This window comes from Paractinoplanes ferrugineus (assembly GCF_016862195.1).
GTDB classification, from domain to species: Bacteria; Actinomycetota; Actinomycetes; order Mycobacteriales; family Micromonosporaceae; genus Actinoplanes; species Actinoplanes ferrugineus.
The window spans coordinates 1-15,912 of the sequence record NZ_BOMM01000061.1 but is presented as its reverse complement, the minus strand read 5'-3'; the positions used below and the strand labels follow the sequence as shown (position 1 = coordinate 15,912).

Genomic DNA, 15,912 nt, shown 5'->3' with positions numbered 1-15,912 from the left:
CGAGGTGGGAGGAAGGCGAGGTGGGAGGAAGGCGAGGTGGGAGGAAGGCGAGGTGGGAGGAAGGCGAGGTGGGAGGAAGGCGAGGCGGGAGGAAGGCGAGGCGGGAGGAAGGCGAGGCGAGGACGTGAGGCCGGGAAAGCGGTCCGCACCGTACCCTGGTCCAGATGAACTGGTCGGACCATGCGATCTGGTGGCACGTCTATCCGCTGGGCTTCCTCGGCAACGGCCGGCGCAAGCTGCCTGACCTGGCCGACTGGCTCGACCACCTGCTGACCCTCGGCTGCAACGGCCTGATGCTCGGGCCGGTGTTCGCCGCCGAGTCCCACGGCTACGACACCACCGACCATTTCCGGGTCGACCCGCGGCTGGGCACGGAAGCCGATCTGGTCGCGCTCATCGACAAGGCCAGATCCCGGGGTGTACGGGTGATGCTCGACGGCGTCTTCAACCACGTGGGCCGGTCCTATCCGCAGTTCCGGGCCGGGGCCGCCGACTGGTTCGTCCCGGCGGGCGACGACTTCCAGGTCTTCGAGGGCCACCGCAATCTGGTGACGCTCAATCACGCCAACCCGGCGGTGGCCGACCAGGTGGCCGGCGTCCTCGACTACTGGACCTCGCGGGGAGTCGACGCGTGGCGGCTGGACGCCGCCTACGCCGTGCCGGTCCCGTTCTGGCGCACGGTCACCGATCGGGTCCGGGCGAAACACCCCGGCGTCTGGTTCAGCGGCGAGATCATCCACGGCGACTACTCCGCGTACGTGGTGGAGGGTGGCCTCGACACCGTCACCCAGTACGAGTTGTGGAAGGCGATCTGGAGCTCGCTGAACGACACCAATCCGCACGAGCTGGCGTGGGCGTTGACCCGCCACAACGAGATGCTGGCGACGTTCGCGCCGCAGACCTTCGTGGGCAACCACGACGTGACCCGGATCGCGAGCCGGCTGACCGAGCCCCGGCACCTGCCGCACGCGCTCGCGGTGCTGTTCACGGTGGGTGGCGTCCCGTCGGTCTACGCCGGTGACGAGCGCGGCTGGCGGGCGGTGAAACAGGAGCGCGCGGGCGGCGACGACGCGATCCGCCCGGAGTTCCCGCCCGCTCCGGACGACCTGGGCACGGACGGTTCGGAGATCCAGCACCTGCACCAGCAGCTGATCGGCATCCGGCGGCGGCACCCGTGGCTGGTGCGGGCAACGACCGAGATGCACACGCTGGGTGACGGCGTCATGGCGTACACCCTGATGACGGAAGCGGGTCGCCTGGCTGTCGCCCTGAATTTCGGCGGTCGCCGCGTCGCGGCGAAGCTGCCGCCGGCCGCCTGGAGTCACGAGGCCGGCGACGCCACGATCGACCCGTCCGGCGCCGTGGACCTGCCGTCACTCGCATGGTCGATAGCTTCCGCACCGTAAGTCGGGTTGACTGGTTCATCATGAGAATCTCCCTGCCCGGCCGTCGCCCCGGCCGCGGCGGCAACCAGACCGCGACCGGTATTACCTGGCTTCGCACCGGGGACACGCCGAAGCGTCTGGCATGAGATTCCGTCGCCTGGCCCTCGCCGCGATGATTGCCGTGGCCGCTCTCGTGCCCGTCACCGCCGCCCCCGCGGCCGCCATGCCCGCCGCGGCGGCGGTCTCCCGGGTGATGCCGGTGCGGGCGGTCACGTTCAACATCTGCGGCAACGTGTGCCGGGGTGGGGAGACCGCCGCGACGAGCGCCAACATCGCCTACCGGATCTACCGGCTGCGGGCGACCGTGGCCCTGCTCCAGGAGGTCTGCTATTCGCAGTTCCTGGCGCTGCAGGCGCGGCTGGCGCCGTACGGCTATCGCGCCACCTTCGCGCGCCAGGCCGGCGGCGGTCAGTGCGACAACGACGACACCAAGCACGGTACGGCGTTCGGCGTCGCGATCGTGGCCCGCGGCTCGTTCGCCAGCCGGGTCATCTACCGCCTGCCCAGCCCCTATCGGGACGCGTCCGAGGGGCGTGTGGTGCTGGGCGCGACCGTGGTGCTGCCACGCCGCACCGTGTTCGTGGTGACCACCCACACGACCACCCGCGGCCCCAACCTGGCCGCCCAACTGGCCGCGCTGCGGCACTGGCTGACCCCGATCGCCGCCACCAGCCCGGTGATCTTCGGCGGTGATCTCAACTCGACCCCGCAGGACAGTGCCCTGAACGGCTTCTACACCTCGTTCACCGAGGCCAACCGCACCCGCACGCGCCCGCTGTCGACGTTCATCCCGGTGCCCCGCAAGATCGATTACCTGTTCGGCAGTCCGGGCTTCCTGACCCCGGCCGGCGTGGCCCGCGCGGACACCGGCTACTCCGACCACTGCATGTATCTGGGCGTGTTCCGGTAGCCCCGCGAAAGCCCCGCCGTTGCCGCCGGCTGAACCCGCGGACACCCGTCCGAGCTGTCCGACGCCCGCCGGGCCTCGATCGCGCCTGGGGCTGACCGCCGGGGCGCCGGGCCCGCACCGACGCGCTACGTCAACCGCGCCGGCCTCGCCCGGTGTTGTCGCCGGGCCGGGTGGCACCGGCGGGCCGTTGACCGGGACCCGGCCACCCTCGGGTAGGTCTGTCCGGGACGTGGCTGCCGGCGGTCCGACGCTTCGGGGCAACCGGCTGCCCGACGCGGCCCTGCCCGATACCGAGGCCGGGCATCGGAAACTGGCCGGCCCGCCCGACTGTGGAGTCGACGACTACGCAGGCTCGCGGAACCGATCTCCAGCTGACCCCCCGCACACCGGGCAGTCGTACTCATCGATCGCCTCCACCTCGACCGGATACCCGCAGAGGTCGCAGGGACGGTCTGCGGTCGGCCGCGCTGTCGGACCTACCGCGGCCCGGGGGCGTCGACGCGGGCGAGAGTTCGTCGGCGGTTGACGCGGGGTCACTACCGACACGCGGCCCGCCGGTCGCCGTGCTCGTCATCGCCGCCCCGCCCGTGATCATGAAACCCGCCCGCGACCATGAGATCCGGCCCGGCACCTCCGGCTCCATGATCGACGACCTCCCCGCCGGCTCCCCGGCGCAGCGCCCGCGTTGCTCGGGCGGGCTCAGTCGGCCAGCGGGACGAATTCGCGGACGGCGTCGCCGCCGGAGCGTTTCGCGTCGTACATCGCCTGATCGGCCCGGTGCAGGGCCTCACCCAGTTCGTCGGCGGGGGCGGTGGCGACGCCGATGCTGACGGTGGCGGGGGAGTCCGGCAGTTCGCGCACCGCGGCCAGCATGCGGGCGGCGATGGTGGAACCGAAGGCCGGGTCGGCGTCGGCCAGCAACGCGGCGAACTCGTCACCGCCGAGGCGGGCTATCAGGTCCTGGTCGCGTACCACCGCGGAGAGCGCGCGGGCGATCGCCCGCAGTGCCACGTCGCCGACCGGGTGGCCGAGGGTGTCGTTTATCCGTTTGAACTGGTCGACGTCGATGATCATGACCGTGACCGTGGCGCCGGCCGCGTTGCGCAGCTTCTGGGCCCGGCGGACCGCCCGGTCGAAGGCCCGCCGGTTGGCGATGCCGGTCAGCGGGTCGAGGTCGGCCGCCCGGGTGGCCTGTTCGTGCTGGGCGCGCAACAGCTCGAGGGACTTCAGGGTGTTGGCCGTGTGCAGGGTGTGCTGCCGCTGGCGCCAGAGGGCGGCCGCCACCGTGTCGCCGTACCGCAGACCGATCGAGGCGTCGGCGGAGCCGCGTGCCTCCAGCATGACCAGGTGGGTGCGCTGGGTGGCCGCGGTGATCAGCCAGCCGGCGTCGGCCGGCAGCGAGGCGACGGCCTCGGTCATCACCGCGAGGGCCTCGTCGAGCCGGCCGATCCGCTTGAGGGCGACCGCGCGGAACGGGGCGCTGTAGGCGATGGCGGCCGGACTGATCCCTTGATCCTGGCAGATCCGCAGATAGCGCTCGATGTCGATGGAGGCGCTCAGCGGGTCGTTGCGGTCCGCGCGGGCGCAGGCCGTCATCAGCAGGGCGTAATCGCGGTAGGAGGTGTCGCCCTCGTCGACGGCGCGCTGCGCGAACCACTCGGCCAGCGCGGTGTGCTCCTCGGCCGCCGCGACCTCGTCGACCTGGTAGAGCTCGAGCGCCCAGTGCAGATGCATCTCGCCGAGGTTGGCCAGCCACATCGCCCGGTTGACGTTCTGCGCCGGGTCGGCCGCGCTGATCTCGTAGGCGGCCTCGAACTGCGGGCCGGCCAGCTCGTAGAGGCGCAGCTGCTGGTAGCCGACGGCGATGCCGACCCGCGCGTTGACGGCGGCGATCGGGTCGCGGTCGTCGGGCATCTGCGCCTCGGCCGCGGTGAGGTCACGCAGGGCACGGTCGACGTCGTACTCGGCGCCGTCCTCCTCCCCGAGCCGCATCCGCTCGGAGGCGCGGGTGGACAGCGCGCAGGCCATCCAGCCCTTGCTGCCCTCGCGTTCGGCGGCCCGCAGCATGAGCTCGATGGCGTCGAGGGCGGCCCGCAGATCACCGCGCACGATGAACACGACCACGCGCACGAAGTGCATCGCGGCCAGGTCGCCGCCGGGTTCGCGCAGGATCGAGTCGACCTCGGTCAGGACCGCGTCGGCCTCACCGGCCTGCGCCCGTTCGAGCAGGCGCGCGGCCTGCCGCGAGGCGCCCTGCACAGGCGACGCTCCATGCATAGGCGACGCTCCAAGGGGGTCAATGCCGCAGCTCGCGTTTCAGAACCTTACCGGTGGCGTTGCGAGGCAGCGCGGCGAGGAACACGATGTCGCGCGGCACACAGAAACGGGCCCGGTTGCTGCGCACATGATCGCGTATGGCGTCGGCGTCGAGCACAGCGGCCTCCCGCAACACCACGTACGCGGCCAGGCGCTGGCCGTACTCGTCGTCCGGCACCCCGACCACCGCCACCTCGCGCACCTGCGGCAGGTCCGCCAGCAGGCCCTCGACCTCGCCGGGGAAGACGTTCTCACCGCCGGAGACGATCATGTCGTCCGCGCGTCCGTCGATGTAGACCCGGCCCGCCGCGTCGACGTGCCCGAGGTCGCCGGTCGCCAGCAGTCCGTCCCGCAGTTCCTTGCCGGAGCCGTTGGTGTAGCCCTCGAACAGCATCTCGTTGCCGACGAACAGCTGCCCGGTCTCGCCGGTCGGCACCGGCGCGCCGTCGGCGTCGAGCACGGCGATCACGGTGCCGCGCGGGGGCCGGCCGGCGGTGTCCGGCGCGGCCCGCAGGTCGGCCGGTGCCGCGATGGACGCCCAGGACGCCTCGGTCGAGCCGTACAGGTTGTAGAGCACGTCGCCGAACCGGTCCATGAACCGGGTGGCGAGCCCGCCGGGCAGGGCGGAGCCGCTGACCGCGGCGATCCGCAGGGCCGGGCGGTCGGCCTGCGGTCCGAGCTCCAGCAGGCTCTGCAACATGACGGGTACGGCGATCAGCGCGCTCACCCGGTGTTCGCGCATGGCCGCCAGGGCCGCCGCCGGCTCGAACTTGCGGCGCAGCACGATCGTCGCGCGCAGGGCCAGGGCGATCTGCATGCCGGCGTAGCCCCAGGTGTGGAACAGCGGCGCCGCGATCAGCACGCGCACGCCGGCCCGCAGCGGGATCCGGTCGATGATCGAGCAGAGCGGGCCGAAGCCGCCGGGGGTGGGCCGCTGGGCGCCCTTGGGCAGGCCGGTGGTGCCGGAGGTCAGCACGATGGTGCGCCCGGTCCGCGCCGGCGGCGCCAGCTCCTGCGGCGGCACCGCGCTGATCATCGCGGCCAGGGCCGACGCCGGGATCGCCCCCGGGAGGTCGCCGACGATCGCGGCGAACTCGTCGTCGTGCACGATCAGCGACAGCTCCTGGTCCTTGCCGACCACCGCGAGCTGCGCGGCCGACAGACCCGTGTTGATCAGGACCGGGTCGGCGCCCAGGGAGGTCACCGCGATCAGGGTCTCCAACATCGCGGCCGAGTTGCGGCACAGCACCCCGACCCGGTCGCCCGCCCCGACCGGCAGCGCGACGGCGAGGCGGCTGGACCGGTCCAGCAGCTCCGCATAGGTCACGGACCGGGTCTCGTCGACGACCGCGACGCGGTCCGGCGACCGCACGGCGGCCTGCCGCAGTTCGCCGGCCAGCCCGAACCCCCATCGGTGCAGGCTGGTGAACTGCCGGCCGACCCGGTGCGGCGCGCCCGGCGTGAGCAGCCCCCGCCGGGCCATGGTGGTGACGACGAACGGGGTGATGTTCATCGGCGGCGGCGCCCCTTCATCGGATGGGCATCCCGGAGATCGCGCGGGAGATGACGAGGCGCTGGATCTCCGAGGTGCCCTCGAAGATGGTGTAGATCTTGGCGTCCCGGTACATCCGCTCGACCGGGTGCTCGCGCAGATAGCCGGCGCCGCCGAGGATCTGCACCGCCTTCTCGGTGACGGCCACCGCCACCTCGCCGGCCTTGAGCTTCGACATCGAACCCTCGCCGGCGTGGAACGGCCGGTCGTTGCGGCCCATCCAGGCGGCCCGCCACACCAGCAGGCGGGCGGCGTCGATCTCGGTACGCATGTCCGCCAGAGCGAACGCGACGGCCTGGTTCTCGATGATCGGCCGGCCGAACTGCACGCGGTTCTTGGCGTACTCGAGGGCGTACTCGTAGGCGCCGCGGGCGATCCCGATGGCCTGCGCCCCGACCGCGGGCCGGGAGAGCTCGAACGTCTTCATCGCGGCCTGCCGCGACGCCTTCTGCCCGGACCGGGCCCGCGCGAGCCGCTCGTCGAGCGCCTCCTTGCCGCCGAGCAGGCAGTGCCCCGGCACGCGGACGTCGTCGAGGAAGACGTCGGCGGTGTGCGAGGCGCGCAGGCCGAGCTTCTTGAGCTTGCGGGTGCCGGCCAGCCCGGCGGTGCCCGGCGGGACGACGAACGCGGCCTGCCCGCGCGAGCCGAGCGACGGGTCGACGGAGGCGGTGACGACGTGCACCTCGGCGATGCCGCCGTTGGTCGCGTACGCCTTCTGCCCGGTGAGCACCCACTCGTCGGTCGCCTCGTGGTAGACGGCCCGGGTCTTCATCGCGGCGACGTCGGAGCCGGCCTCGGGCTCGGTCGAGCAGAACGCGCCGACCTTCGGGTCGGCCACGTCGCCGAAGCACTGCGGCACCCATTCGACGAGTTGGTCCGGCGTGCCCGACCCGTAGATCGCGGCCACCGCGAGCGAGGTGCCGGAGATCGCCATGCCGATGCCGCCGTCGCCCCAGAACAGTTCCTCGTTGACCAGCGGCAGGCTCAGTCCGGTGTGGTCGGCCCAGGTGTTGATCAGGAACTCGAACCCGTAGAGACCGATCTTGGCGGCCTCCTGCAGGATCGGCCAGGGCGTCTCCTCGCGCTCGTCCCACTCGGCCGCGGCGGGCCGGATGACCCCTTCCGCGAAGCCGTGGACCCATTCCCGGAGGTCGTTGTGTTCCTCGTTGAGGTCGAGCCAGAACTCCATGCGCGCGGACACCCTTCGGGCCGAAACCGGAATTTACTCGCCGGTAACATTACGGTGGCGTAACCACGCCCGCAAGATGCGGCTTGTCGCCGTCGAGCCGGAATTCCCAGCCTGTCGCGCCCTCGGCGGCGGTGAAGCCGATCGTCGACGGCAGCCGGACGGGCTGCTTGAACGTGACGTCCACTGTGTACCGGTCGGGCAGCCGTCCGGTGAGCGCGGCGAGCGCTCGGGCTTTGCTCCACATGCCGTGCGCGATCGGCCGCGGGAACCCGAACAGCCGCGCCCCGATCCGCGACGTGTGAATCGGATTGCGGTCCCCGGACACCTGGGCGTAGCGGATGCCGATGTCCGCCGGCACCGTCCAGCGTGCCGTCGGCGCCGCCGGGACGCCGGCGCCGTTCGGCGCCGGGGATTCGCGTTCGTCGGCGGTCGCCGGTGGCCGCTCGGTGGCCGGGGCTGCGGCGCGAGCGCGGGACAGGTAGGTGGAGACCCCCCGCCACACTGTCTCGCCGCCGCTGGAGACCGAGGCGACCACGTCGAACTGCCGGCCCCGGCGGTGCGGCCGCAGGTTCTCGCAACCCACGCGCACGTCGAGCACCTCGCCCGCGTCGATGTCCCGCAGCACAGTGATCCGGTTGGCGACGTGCACCACGCCGACGACCGGGACGGGGAAGTCCGCGGCCGACATCAACCGCATCGCCAGCGGGAAGGCGAGGACGTGCGGATAGGTGGGCGGCAGGGTGTCGGTCAGCCCGAACCCGCAGACCCGGTCGTACCGGGCGAGATGGTCCCGCTCGACGGCGACCTGCCGCCGGACGAGGGCGGTGTCGCCAAGCGCCGACGGTCGCCGGGCCGGCAGCAGACCCAGCGCCGCCCGCAGGTAGAGCCCCGACGGGGCGGAGGTCACCTCGACGACTGCCAACTCACGCCCCCAGCAGGCTCTGGCCGCAGACCCGCACCACGTTGCCGGTGATCGTGGCCGACCCCGGCGACGCGAGCCAGGCGATCGTCTCGGCCACGTCGACCGGCAGACCGCCCTGCGCCAGGCTGTTCATCCGCCGCCCGGCCTCGCGCAGGAAGACCGGCATCTTGGCGGTCATGGCCGTCTCGATGAAACCGGGCGCCACCGCGTTGATCGTGATGCCCTTCGGGGCGAGCACCGGGGCCATCGACTGCACCAGCCCGATCACGCCGGCCTTGCTGGTGGCGTAGTTGGTCTGCCCCCGGTTGCCGGCGATGCCCGCCATCGAGGACACCCCGATGATCCGGCCACCGGCGTTGATCAGGCCCCGGGCCAGCAGCAGGTCGTTGATCCGCTCCTGACTGGACAGGTTGACGTCGAGCACCGCGTCCCAGCCGCCCTCGTCCATCCGGGCGATCGTCCGGTCCCGGGTGATGCCGGCGTTGTGCACGATGACTTCGAGGCCGGTGAGCAGGTCGGCGAGGCGGTGCGGCGCGTCCGGCGCGGTGAGGTCGAGCTGCAGCGCCCGCCCGCGCACGTCGTTGGCGACGGAGGCGAGCGCGTCCCCGGCGGCCGGCACGTCCAGCGCGATGACCTCGGCGCCGTCCCGGGCGGCGACCCGCGCGATGGCCGCCCCGATGCCCCGGGCCGCCCCGGTGACCAGCACGGTCTTGCCGTCCAGCGGGCGGTCCCAGTCGGCCGGGACGCCCGGTGTGCCCGCGCCGATCCGGACGACCTGCCCCGACACGTACGCGGACCGGCCGCTCAGCAGGAAGCGCAGGGTGGATTCGACGGCCCCCTCGCCACCCGGCTCGACGTAGACCAGCTGGCTGGTGATGCCCCGCCCGAACTCCTTGCCGATGCTGCGGGTGAGGCCTTCGAGCGCCCGCTGCGCGGTGGCCTCGCGCGGGTTCGCCGCCGACTCGGGCGGGGTGCCGAGAACAACCACCCGGCCCGAGGTACGGCCACTGCGCGCGGCCGGGTGGAAGAAGTCGTAGAGCGCGCGCAGGCCGGTGGAGTCGGTGATGCCGGTGGCGTCGAAGACCAGCGCGCCGAACCGGTCGCCGTCCCCGGCCGACTCCGCGACCTGTACGCCGACGGCGGAGAGCAGCTTGCCGACGTGGTCGGCGAGCCGGCCGCCGGGGGCCGCGCCGAGCAGCACCGGCCCGTCCGTGAGCGGCGTGCCCGCCGTGAAGCGGCGCAGCCGGGGCGGGTCCGGCAGCCCGAGCCGTTTGACCACGCCGCGACCCAGTCCGGAGTTCGCGAAGTTCGCGTACCTGTCACCCATGGGCGTAGCCTACTCACGAGTAACGATATGGCCACCCGTTGGAGGAATGCAGTGCAGAACGTGCGTCGTGTCGCCGTGCTGGGGGGAAACCGCATCCCGTTCGCCCGCTCCAACTCCAGGTACGCCGAGGCCTCGAACCAGGACATGCTGACCGCCGCGCTCGACGGCCTGGTCGCGCGGTTCGGGCTGGCCGGGGAGCGGCTCGGCGAGGTGGTCGCGGGCGCCGTCCTGAAGCACTCACGCGACTTCAACCTGACCCGCGAGACGGTGCTCGGTTCCCGGCTCGACCCGCGCACCCCGGCCTACGACATCCAGCAGGCCTGCGGCACCGGCCTGGAGGCGGCGATCCTGGTCGCCAACAAGATCGCGCTGGGCCAGATCGACGCCGGGGTGGCCGGCGGGGTGGACACGACCTCCGACGCTCCGCTGCAGCTCAACGAGGACATGCGGCGCGCGCTTCTCGCGCTCAACCGGGCGCGTACGATCGGCGACCGGCTCAAGGCGGCGGCGCGGATCCGGCCGCAGCAGGCGTTCATGCCGGCCGTGCCGCGTAACGCCGAGCCGCGTACCGGGCTGTCGATGGGTGACCACGCGGCGATCACCGCTCGGCGCTGGCAGATCACCCGCGAGGCGCAGGACGAGCTGGCCCTCGCGTCGCACCGCAACCTGGCCGCGGCGTACGAGAGCGGCTTCTTCGATGATCTGGTGACCCCCTTCCAGGGACTCACCCGGGATCAGAACCTGCGGGCCGACACCACCATCGAGAAGCTGGCCCGGCTCAAGCCGGTGTTCGGCAAGCAGGACGCCACGATGACCGCCGGCAACTCGTCGCCGCTCACCGACGGCGCCTCGACGGTTCTGCTCGCCTCCGAGGAGTGGGCCGAGGCGCACCACGCGCCGGTGCAGGCCTATTTCGTGGACGGCGAGGACGCGGCGGTCGACTTCGTGCACGGCGAGGAGGGGCTGCTGATGGCCCCGGCCTACGCGGTGCCCCGGCTGCTCGCCCGCAACGGCCTGAGTCTGCAGGACTTCGACTTCTACGAGATCCACGAGGCGTTCGCGTCGCAGGTGCTGGCCACCCTGGCGGCGTGGGAGTCGCCGAGCTTCTGCAAGGAGAAGCTCGGCCTCGACGCCCCGCTCGGCTCGATCGACCGGGCCAAGCTCAACGTGCACGGCTCGTCGCTGGCCGCCGGCCACCCGTTCGCGGCCACCGGCGGCCGCATCGTCGCGACCCTGGCCAAACTGCTCGCGCGCAAGGGCTCGGGCCGTGGCCTGATCTCCGTGTGCGCGGCCGGCGGTCAGGGCGTGGTGGCCATCCTGGAACGCTGAAGCCGCTCGCTGAACTCGGCCGGCGGCACCGGCTTGCCGAACAGGTAGCCCTGGATGAACGGGCAGCCGGCCGCGTGCAGCGCGAGCTGGTCGGCCTCCTCCTCGACGCCCTCGGCGACCGCCGACATGCCGAGCGAGCGGGCCATCCACAGCACCGCCTGGATGATCGAGGACTTGCGCGGGTCGCTGGACAGCCCGGCCACGAACGAGCGGTCGAGCTTGACCACATCGGCCGGGATGTTCTGCAGCCACGTCAGCGAGCTGTAGCCGGTGCCGAAGTCGTCGAGCGCGATCCGTACGCCGAGCGCCTTGATGGTCTCGAGCCGTTCCCGGACGTCGTGCGACGAGCCGAGCATCGCTGTCTCGGTGATCTCCAGGACGAGGCGTCGCGGGTCGATCTCGGGTGAGGCGGTGAGCAGGTCGGCGAGCAGCGGCACGAAGTCCGCCTCGGCGAGCTGCCGCGGACTGACGTTCACCGAGATGTAGCGCAGGTCGTCGCTCCACTCCTGGAGGTACCTCAGTGCCGTCCGCAGCACGTGCTCGCCGAGCGGCACGATCAGGCCGGTCTCCTCGGCGGCCGGGATGAAGTGCCCCGGCCCGAGGATGGTGCCGTCGGCGGTGCACATCCGCACCAGCGCCTCGGCGCCGACGATCTCGCCGTCCTCGGCCCGCACGATCGGCTGGAACCAGACCGGCAGGTTCTGCTGCCGGTCCCCGGCCAGCGCCTCGCGCAGCATCTTCTCGCCGGTGATCCGCTCCTGCACGGACACCCGCATCTGCTGGTTGAAGACCTTGACGCGGTTGCCGCCGGCCCGCTTGGCCGCGTACATCGCGGTGTCCGCGGCGAGCACCGCGTCCTCGGCGCAGCCGGCGTCGGCCGCCATCGCGAGGCCGATGCTGAGCGAGACGTTGAGCAGGTTGTCGTCGACCGGCAGCGGCTCGGCGAACGCGGCCAGGGCGGCCTCACCGACCTGCGCGCCGGCCTCGGCGCCGCCGGGGACCGCGACGATGAACTCGTCGCCGCCGACCCGGGTGATCAGCGAGCCGGCCGGCACGAGGGCCGACAGCCGGGCCGCGATGGCCTTGAGCACGTCGTCGCCGGCCGCGTGCCCGGAGCCGTCGTTGATCGACTTGAAGCGGTCGACGTCGATGTAGAGCACGGCCGCGGTGTCGCCGGCGAGCAGCAGCGGGAGGTCGCTCTCGAACGCCGAGCGGGACAGCAGCCCGGTCAGCGAGTCGTGCCGCACCCGGTGCCGCAGTTCCTCCTGCTGGCGGCGGGACTCGGTGACGTCGATGGCGTGCACGAAGACCAGTTTGAGCCGGCCGTCCTTGTCGAACAGTGAGGTGCTGTGGGTGTCCGCCCAGATCATCTCGCCGTCGTCGGTGCGCTGGTACTGGCGTACCGCGTTGTACGAGGTGTCGCTGGTCAGGACGTCGAAGAGCTCGCTCATGGTGTGGCCGACCGGGGTGACCGGCAGGTCGGCGAGGCCGAAGCCCGCGGGCAGCTCGTCGGGCAGGCGCATCAGGGCGCGGTAGGCGGAGTTGGTGCGCAGCAGCAGGCCGTCCGGCGACAGCATGGCCATCGGCACCGGCGTCTCGTCGAACGCGACGCTGAGCTGGGCCTCGCGGTCGTCCAGGTTCTCCTGGGCGCGCCGCTCCTCGTCCTCGGTCAGCGCCCACTGCACCAGCTGGAACCCGGCCGCCAGCAGCACCGCGCCGCCGTGCAGCGCAGCCCACAGCAGCGGGTGCTGCGCGGCTCCCGCATGGTCGTAGGTGTGCTCGCTGACCAGCGTGCCGAACACGGCGTGATGCAGGGTGGTGCCGACCAGGAACACGCCGAACGGCGCCCAGTCGCGGTAGAGGGCGAGCGCGGCGACCGCGATGAAGAACGAGAAGTGCGCCTCGGTGAGGCCGTCGGACATGGAGACGAAGCCCCCGCACAGGACGTTCAGGCCGACCGCCACCGCGATCGACGCGAGCCGCCGCGACCGCAGCCGGGCCGCCGCCACCACGCACGCGAGCATCAGCAGCACCGTGGTCAGCCACGGGGCGGCCAGCGCGTCGCGGAACGCCCCGAAGATGGTCAGGCCGCCCACCGACGCGGCGAGCAGCAGGGTCAGCAACCGGTGCCGGCGCGCCCAGTCCTCGTCTCGGAGCCCGCCCCCGGTGGGAATCCAGCTCTGCCATCTCTTCAGCACGTTCTGAATGTTCGGTGCTCCGGGGCGGGGATGCAGGACCCGGCGGGTAGCGGATGGGTTGCGGCGTGACGGACCCCACATTCCGATACGGAGACGTTCCGTTTTGCAACGAGCGGGGACTAGGGTCTCCCACAGATACGGAACAGTCTCGTTTCGAAAATGAAAAGGGAACTTCACATGGACACTCCCGCCGCCACCCAGACCGGGCACCCCCGGCGCTGGGCAATTCTCGGAGTGCTGGTCATCAGCCTTCTGGTGGTCGTCCTCGACAACACGGTGCTCAACGTCGCGCTGCGGACGATCGCCGACCCGGAGCACGGTCTCGGCGCGACCCAGAGCGAGCTCGAGTGGGCCATCAACTCGTACACCCTGGTCTTCGCCGGCCTGCTCTTCACGGCCGGCATCCTGGCCGACCGCCTCGGCCGCCGGATCACCCTGGTCACCGGCCTGGTGCTGTTCGGCATCGCGTCGCTGATCTCGGCCTACGCGTCGAGCCCCGGCCAGCTGATCGGCGCCCGCGCCCTGATGGGTCTCGGTGCCGCCGCCGTCATGCCGGCCACCCTCTCGATCATCGCGAACGTCTTCTCGCCGCAGGAGCGCGGCCGCGCCATCGGCGTGTGGGCCGGCGCGGTCGGCCTCGGGGTGGCCATCGGCCCGATCGTCGGCGGCCTGCTGCTCGAGCACTTCTGGTGGGGCTCGGTCTTCCTGATCAACGTGCCGATCGTGGTCGCCGGCGTCGTGCTGGTCGCCGTGCTGGTGCCGGAATCGCGTGACCCGAAGCCCGGCCGCATCGACTTCGTCGGCGTCATCCTGTCGATCATCGGTCTGTCCCTGCTCACCTACGGCGTGATCAAGGGCGGCGAGGACGGCTTCGGCGACACCCTGGCCTGGGGCACCCTGGTCGGCTCGGTCCTCGTGCTGACCGGCTTCATCCTCTGGGAGCGGCGCGTCGCCATGCCGTCGCTGGACGTGAAGCTCTTCGCCAACAAGCAGTTCTCCGCCTCCACCGGCGTCATCGGCCTGGTCTTCTTCGGGGCCATGGGCGCGATGTTCTTCGGTGCCTTCTACCTGCAGCTGGTCCGGGGCTACGGCCCGCTCGCGTCGGGCGCGCTGTTCGTCCCGTTCGCGGTCGCTCAGATGATCTTCGCCCCGCGCAGCGCCGCGATGGTCAAGCGGTTCGGCCCCAAGGCGGTCAGCACCGTCGGCCTGCTGCTGGTCGCCCTCGGCCTCGCCGCCTGGCTGTTCATCGGCGCGGACACCCCGATCTGGATCGTCGGCGCGGCGTTCTTCGTGATGGGCGTCGGCATGGCCAACGTGATGCCGTCGGCCACCGAATCGATCATGGCGGCCCTGCCCCGCGAGAAGGCCGGCGTCGGTTCGGCCGTCTCCAACACGATCCGCCAGCTCGGTGGCGCCCTCGGCGTGGCCGTCCTCGGCGCGATCCTCTCCTCGGCCTACCGCAGCCACCTGGGTTCGGCGACCGACGGCCTGCCGGCCGCGGCGGCCGACGTCGCCAAGGAGTCCATCTCCGGGGCGTACGGCGTGGCCGAGCAGGCCGGTTCCGCCGCTCCGGCGCTGCTCAGCGGGGCCAACGACGCCTTCCTCACGGCCATGCACTACGCCGCGATCGGCAGTGTCGTCTTCGCCCTGCTCGGCGCGGTCGTCGCGCTGGTCTGGCTGCCCGGCAAGCGTCCCGCGACCGCTCCCGCCCCCACCTCCGCCGAAGGCCTGGCCGAGGAGCAGGGCGTGGAACTGGTCGAGGCGTAACGCGTAAGTAACAATGAATTCCATGAACACAGTCGAGACCGCCCAGGAGCGCAAGGCTCCTGGGCGGCCCCGTAACGCGCAGGCCGACGAAGCCATCCTCGACGCGGTGCTCGAGATGCTCAGCTCCGGCCAGAGCGTCGCGGCGATCTCCATCGAAGCCGTCGCCGCCAAGGCCGGCGTCGGCAAGGCCACCATCTACCGCCGGTGGCCCAACAAGGAAGCCCTGATCATCGACGCCGTCGCGGCGATGAAGGGCGCCCTGCCGACCCCCGCCGGCGAATCGGTCCGCGACGACCTCGTCATGCTGGTCAAGGCCAACCGCTCCGGCCGCGCCCAAAAATACGGCAAGGCGACCGTCTGCCTGCTGCCCGAGTTCCTCAAGGACGAGCAACTCCACCACATGTACCAGGCGGTCATCGAACCCCGCCGCGACGTCATGCGCTCCGTCCTGCGCCGCGGCGTGCAATCCGGCGAACTGCGCCCCGACCTCGACATCGAGCTCACCCTCCTGATGATCCAGGGCCCCGGCATGATGCAGCACATGCTCAACTGGAACCCCAACATCGCCGACGACGGTTTTGCCGAGACGCTGATCGACGCCATCCTCCGCGGCGCCGCAGCCTGACCCCCGCCCCGCCCCGCCCCGTCCTGCCCCGTCCCGTCCCGCCCCGTCCCGCCCCGTCCCGCCCCCTCAGCGCGCAGCCTGTGTCCCGGCTGCGCGCACGCTTCTACCGGTCGCCCGACGCGGCAGCGGTGGCCCGATCGATGACGGTCCAGGCAGAACCGCGCTGTTCGTCGTCGGCGCGTGCTGATCTCTGCAGGTGCACGCCGAGGTCACGCCCGGTCCCCGAAGGCGCGGCCCCGATCGCGCCCGCACCTCGATGCCGGCCGGGACCGCGGCCCGATCCCGGACGATGCCGGAGGGCGCGCGGCCTGATCTTTACGGCGCCGGCCGAC

At 72.0% G+C, this 15,912-nt stretch carries 11 protein-coding genes; 5 read left to right on the top strand and 6 right to left on the bottom strand.

Features of this window, described 5'->3' with window-relative positions; all coding sequences use genetic code 11:
* The first annotated feature begins 164 nt into the window (after positions 1 to 164).
* Together Afe05nite_RS34395 and Afe05nite_RS34390 are read left to right on the top strand one after the other, a co-directional pair.
* Entirely contained in the window at positions 165 to 1,406 is a 1,242-nt protein-coding gene (locus Afe05nite_RS34395; protein ID WP_203821470.1) for an alpha-amylase family glycosyl hydrolase, read from the top strand.
* A gap of 121 nt (positions 1,407 to 1,527) precedes the next feature.
* Positions 1,528 to 2,355 carry an endonuclease/exonuclease/phosphatase family protein gene (locus Afe05nite_RS34390; RefSeq protein ID WP_203821469.1) on the top strand — a complete coding sequence of 276 codons (828 nt, stop codon included), beginning with the start codon at positions 1,528 to 1,530 and terminating at the stop codon, positions 2,353 to 2,355.
* A gap of 699 nt (positions 2,356 to 3,054) precedes the next feature.
* On the opposite strand, the gene Afe05nite_RS34385 is transcribed toward Afe05nite_RS34390, so the two are convergent.
* The 5 genes from Afe05nite_RS34385 to Afe05nite_RS34365 are packed head-to-tail and all read right to left on the bottom strand — an operon-like array spanning position 3,055 to position 9,661.
* Positions 3,055 to 4,614: a GGDEF domain-containing protein gene (locus Afe05nite_RS34385; RefSeq protein ID WP_203821468.1), complete on the bottom strand. Its 1,560-nt coding sequence runs from the start codon at positions 4,612 to 4,614 to the stop codon at positions 3,055 to 3,057.
* 37 nt (positions 4,615 to 4,651) lie between these two features.
* Positions 4,652 to 6,184, bottom strand: a complete 1,533-nt coding sequence (locus Afe05nite_RS34380) for an AMP-binding protein (protein ID WP_203821467.1) — start codon at positions 6,182 to 6,184, stop codon at positions 4,652 to 4,654.
* A 16-nt stretch (positions 6,185 to 6,200) separates the two neighbouring features.
* Positions 6,201 to 7,412: an acyl-CoA dehydrogenase family protein gene (locus Afe05nite_RS34375; RefSeq protein ID WP_203821466.1), complete on the bottom strand. Its 1,212-nt coding sequence runs from the start codon at positions 7,410 to 7,412 to the stop codon at positions 6,201 to 6,203.
* A gap of 49 nt (positions 7,413 to 7,461) precedes the next feature.
* Entirely contained in the window at positions 7,462 to 8,334 is an 873-nt protein-coding gene (locus Afe05nite_RS34370; protein WP_203821465.1) for a MaoC family dehydratase, read from the bottom strand.
* 1 nt (position 8,335) lies between these two features.
* Positions 8,336 to 9,661: a 3-oxoacyl-ACP reductase gene (locus Afe05nite_RS34365; RefSeq protein ID WP_203821464.1), complete on the bottom strand. Its 1,326-nt coding sequence runs from the start codon at positions 9,659 to 9,661 to the stop codon at positions 8,336 to 8,338.
* 51 nt (positions 9,662 to 9,712) lie between these two features.
* Here Afe05nite_RS34365 and Afe05nite_RS34360 point away from each other — a divergent pair, with 51 nt between their 5' ends.
* A complete protein-coding gene (locus Afe05nite_RS34360) occupies positions 9,713 to 10,990 on the top strand; it encodes an acetyl-CoA C-acetyltransferase (protein ID WP_203821463.1) in 1,278 nt (425 codons plus the stop codon).
* On the opposite strand, the gene Afe05nite_RS34355 is transcribed toward Afe05nite_RS34360, so the two are convergent.
* The gene (locus Afe05nite_RS34355) at positions 10,960 to 13,188 is read right to left on the bottom strand and encodes a putative bifunctional diguanylate cyclase/phosphodiesterase (RefSeq protein ID WP_239118409.1); all 2,229 of its coding nucleotides are present in this window, start codon (positions 13,186 to 13,188) and stop codon (positions 10,960 to 10,962) included. The two genes, Afe05nite_RS34360 and Afe05nite_RS34355, sit on opposite strands and share 31 nt — an antisense overlap.
* A gap of 177 nt (positions 13,189 to 13,365) precedes the next feature.
* Here Afe05nite_RS34355 and Afe05nite_RS34350 point away from each other — a divergent pair, with 177 nt between their 5' ends.
* Positions 13,366 to 14,955: an MFS transporter gene (locus Afe05nite_RS34350; RefSeq protein ID WP_203821461.1), complete on the top strand. Its 1,590-nt coding sequence runs from the start codon at positions 13,366 to 13,368 to the stop codon at positions 14,953 to 14,955.
* 22 nt (positions 14,956 to 14,977) lie between these two features.
* Positions 14,978 to 15,580, top strand: a complete 603-nt coding sequence (locus Afe05nite_RS34345; RefSeq protein ID WP_307835666.1) for a TetR/AcrR family transcriptional regulator — start codon at positions 14,978 to 14,980, stop codon at positions 15,578 to 15,580.
* Positions 15,581 to 15,912 lie beyond the last annotated feature (332 nt).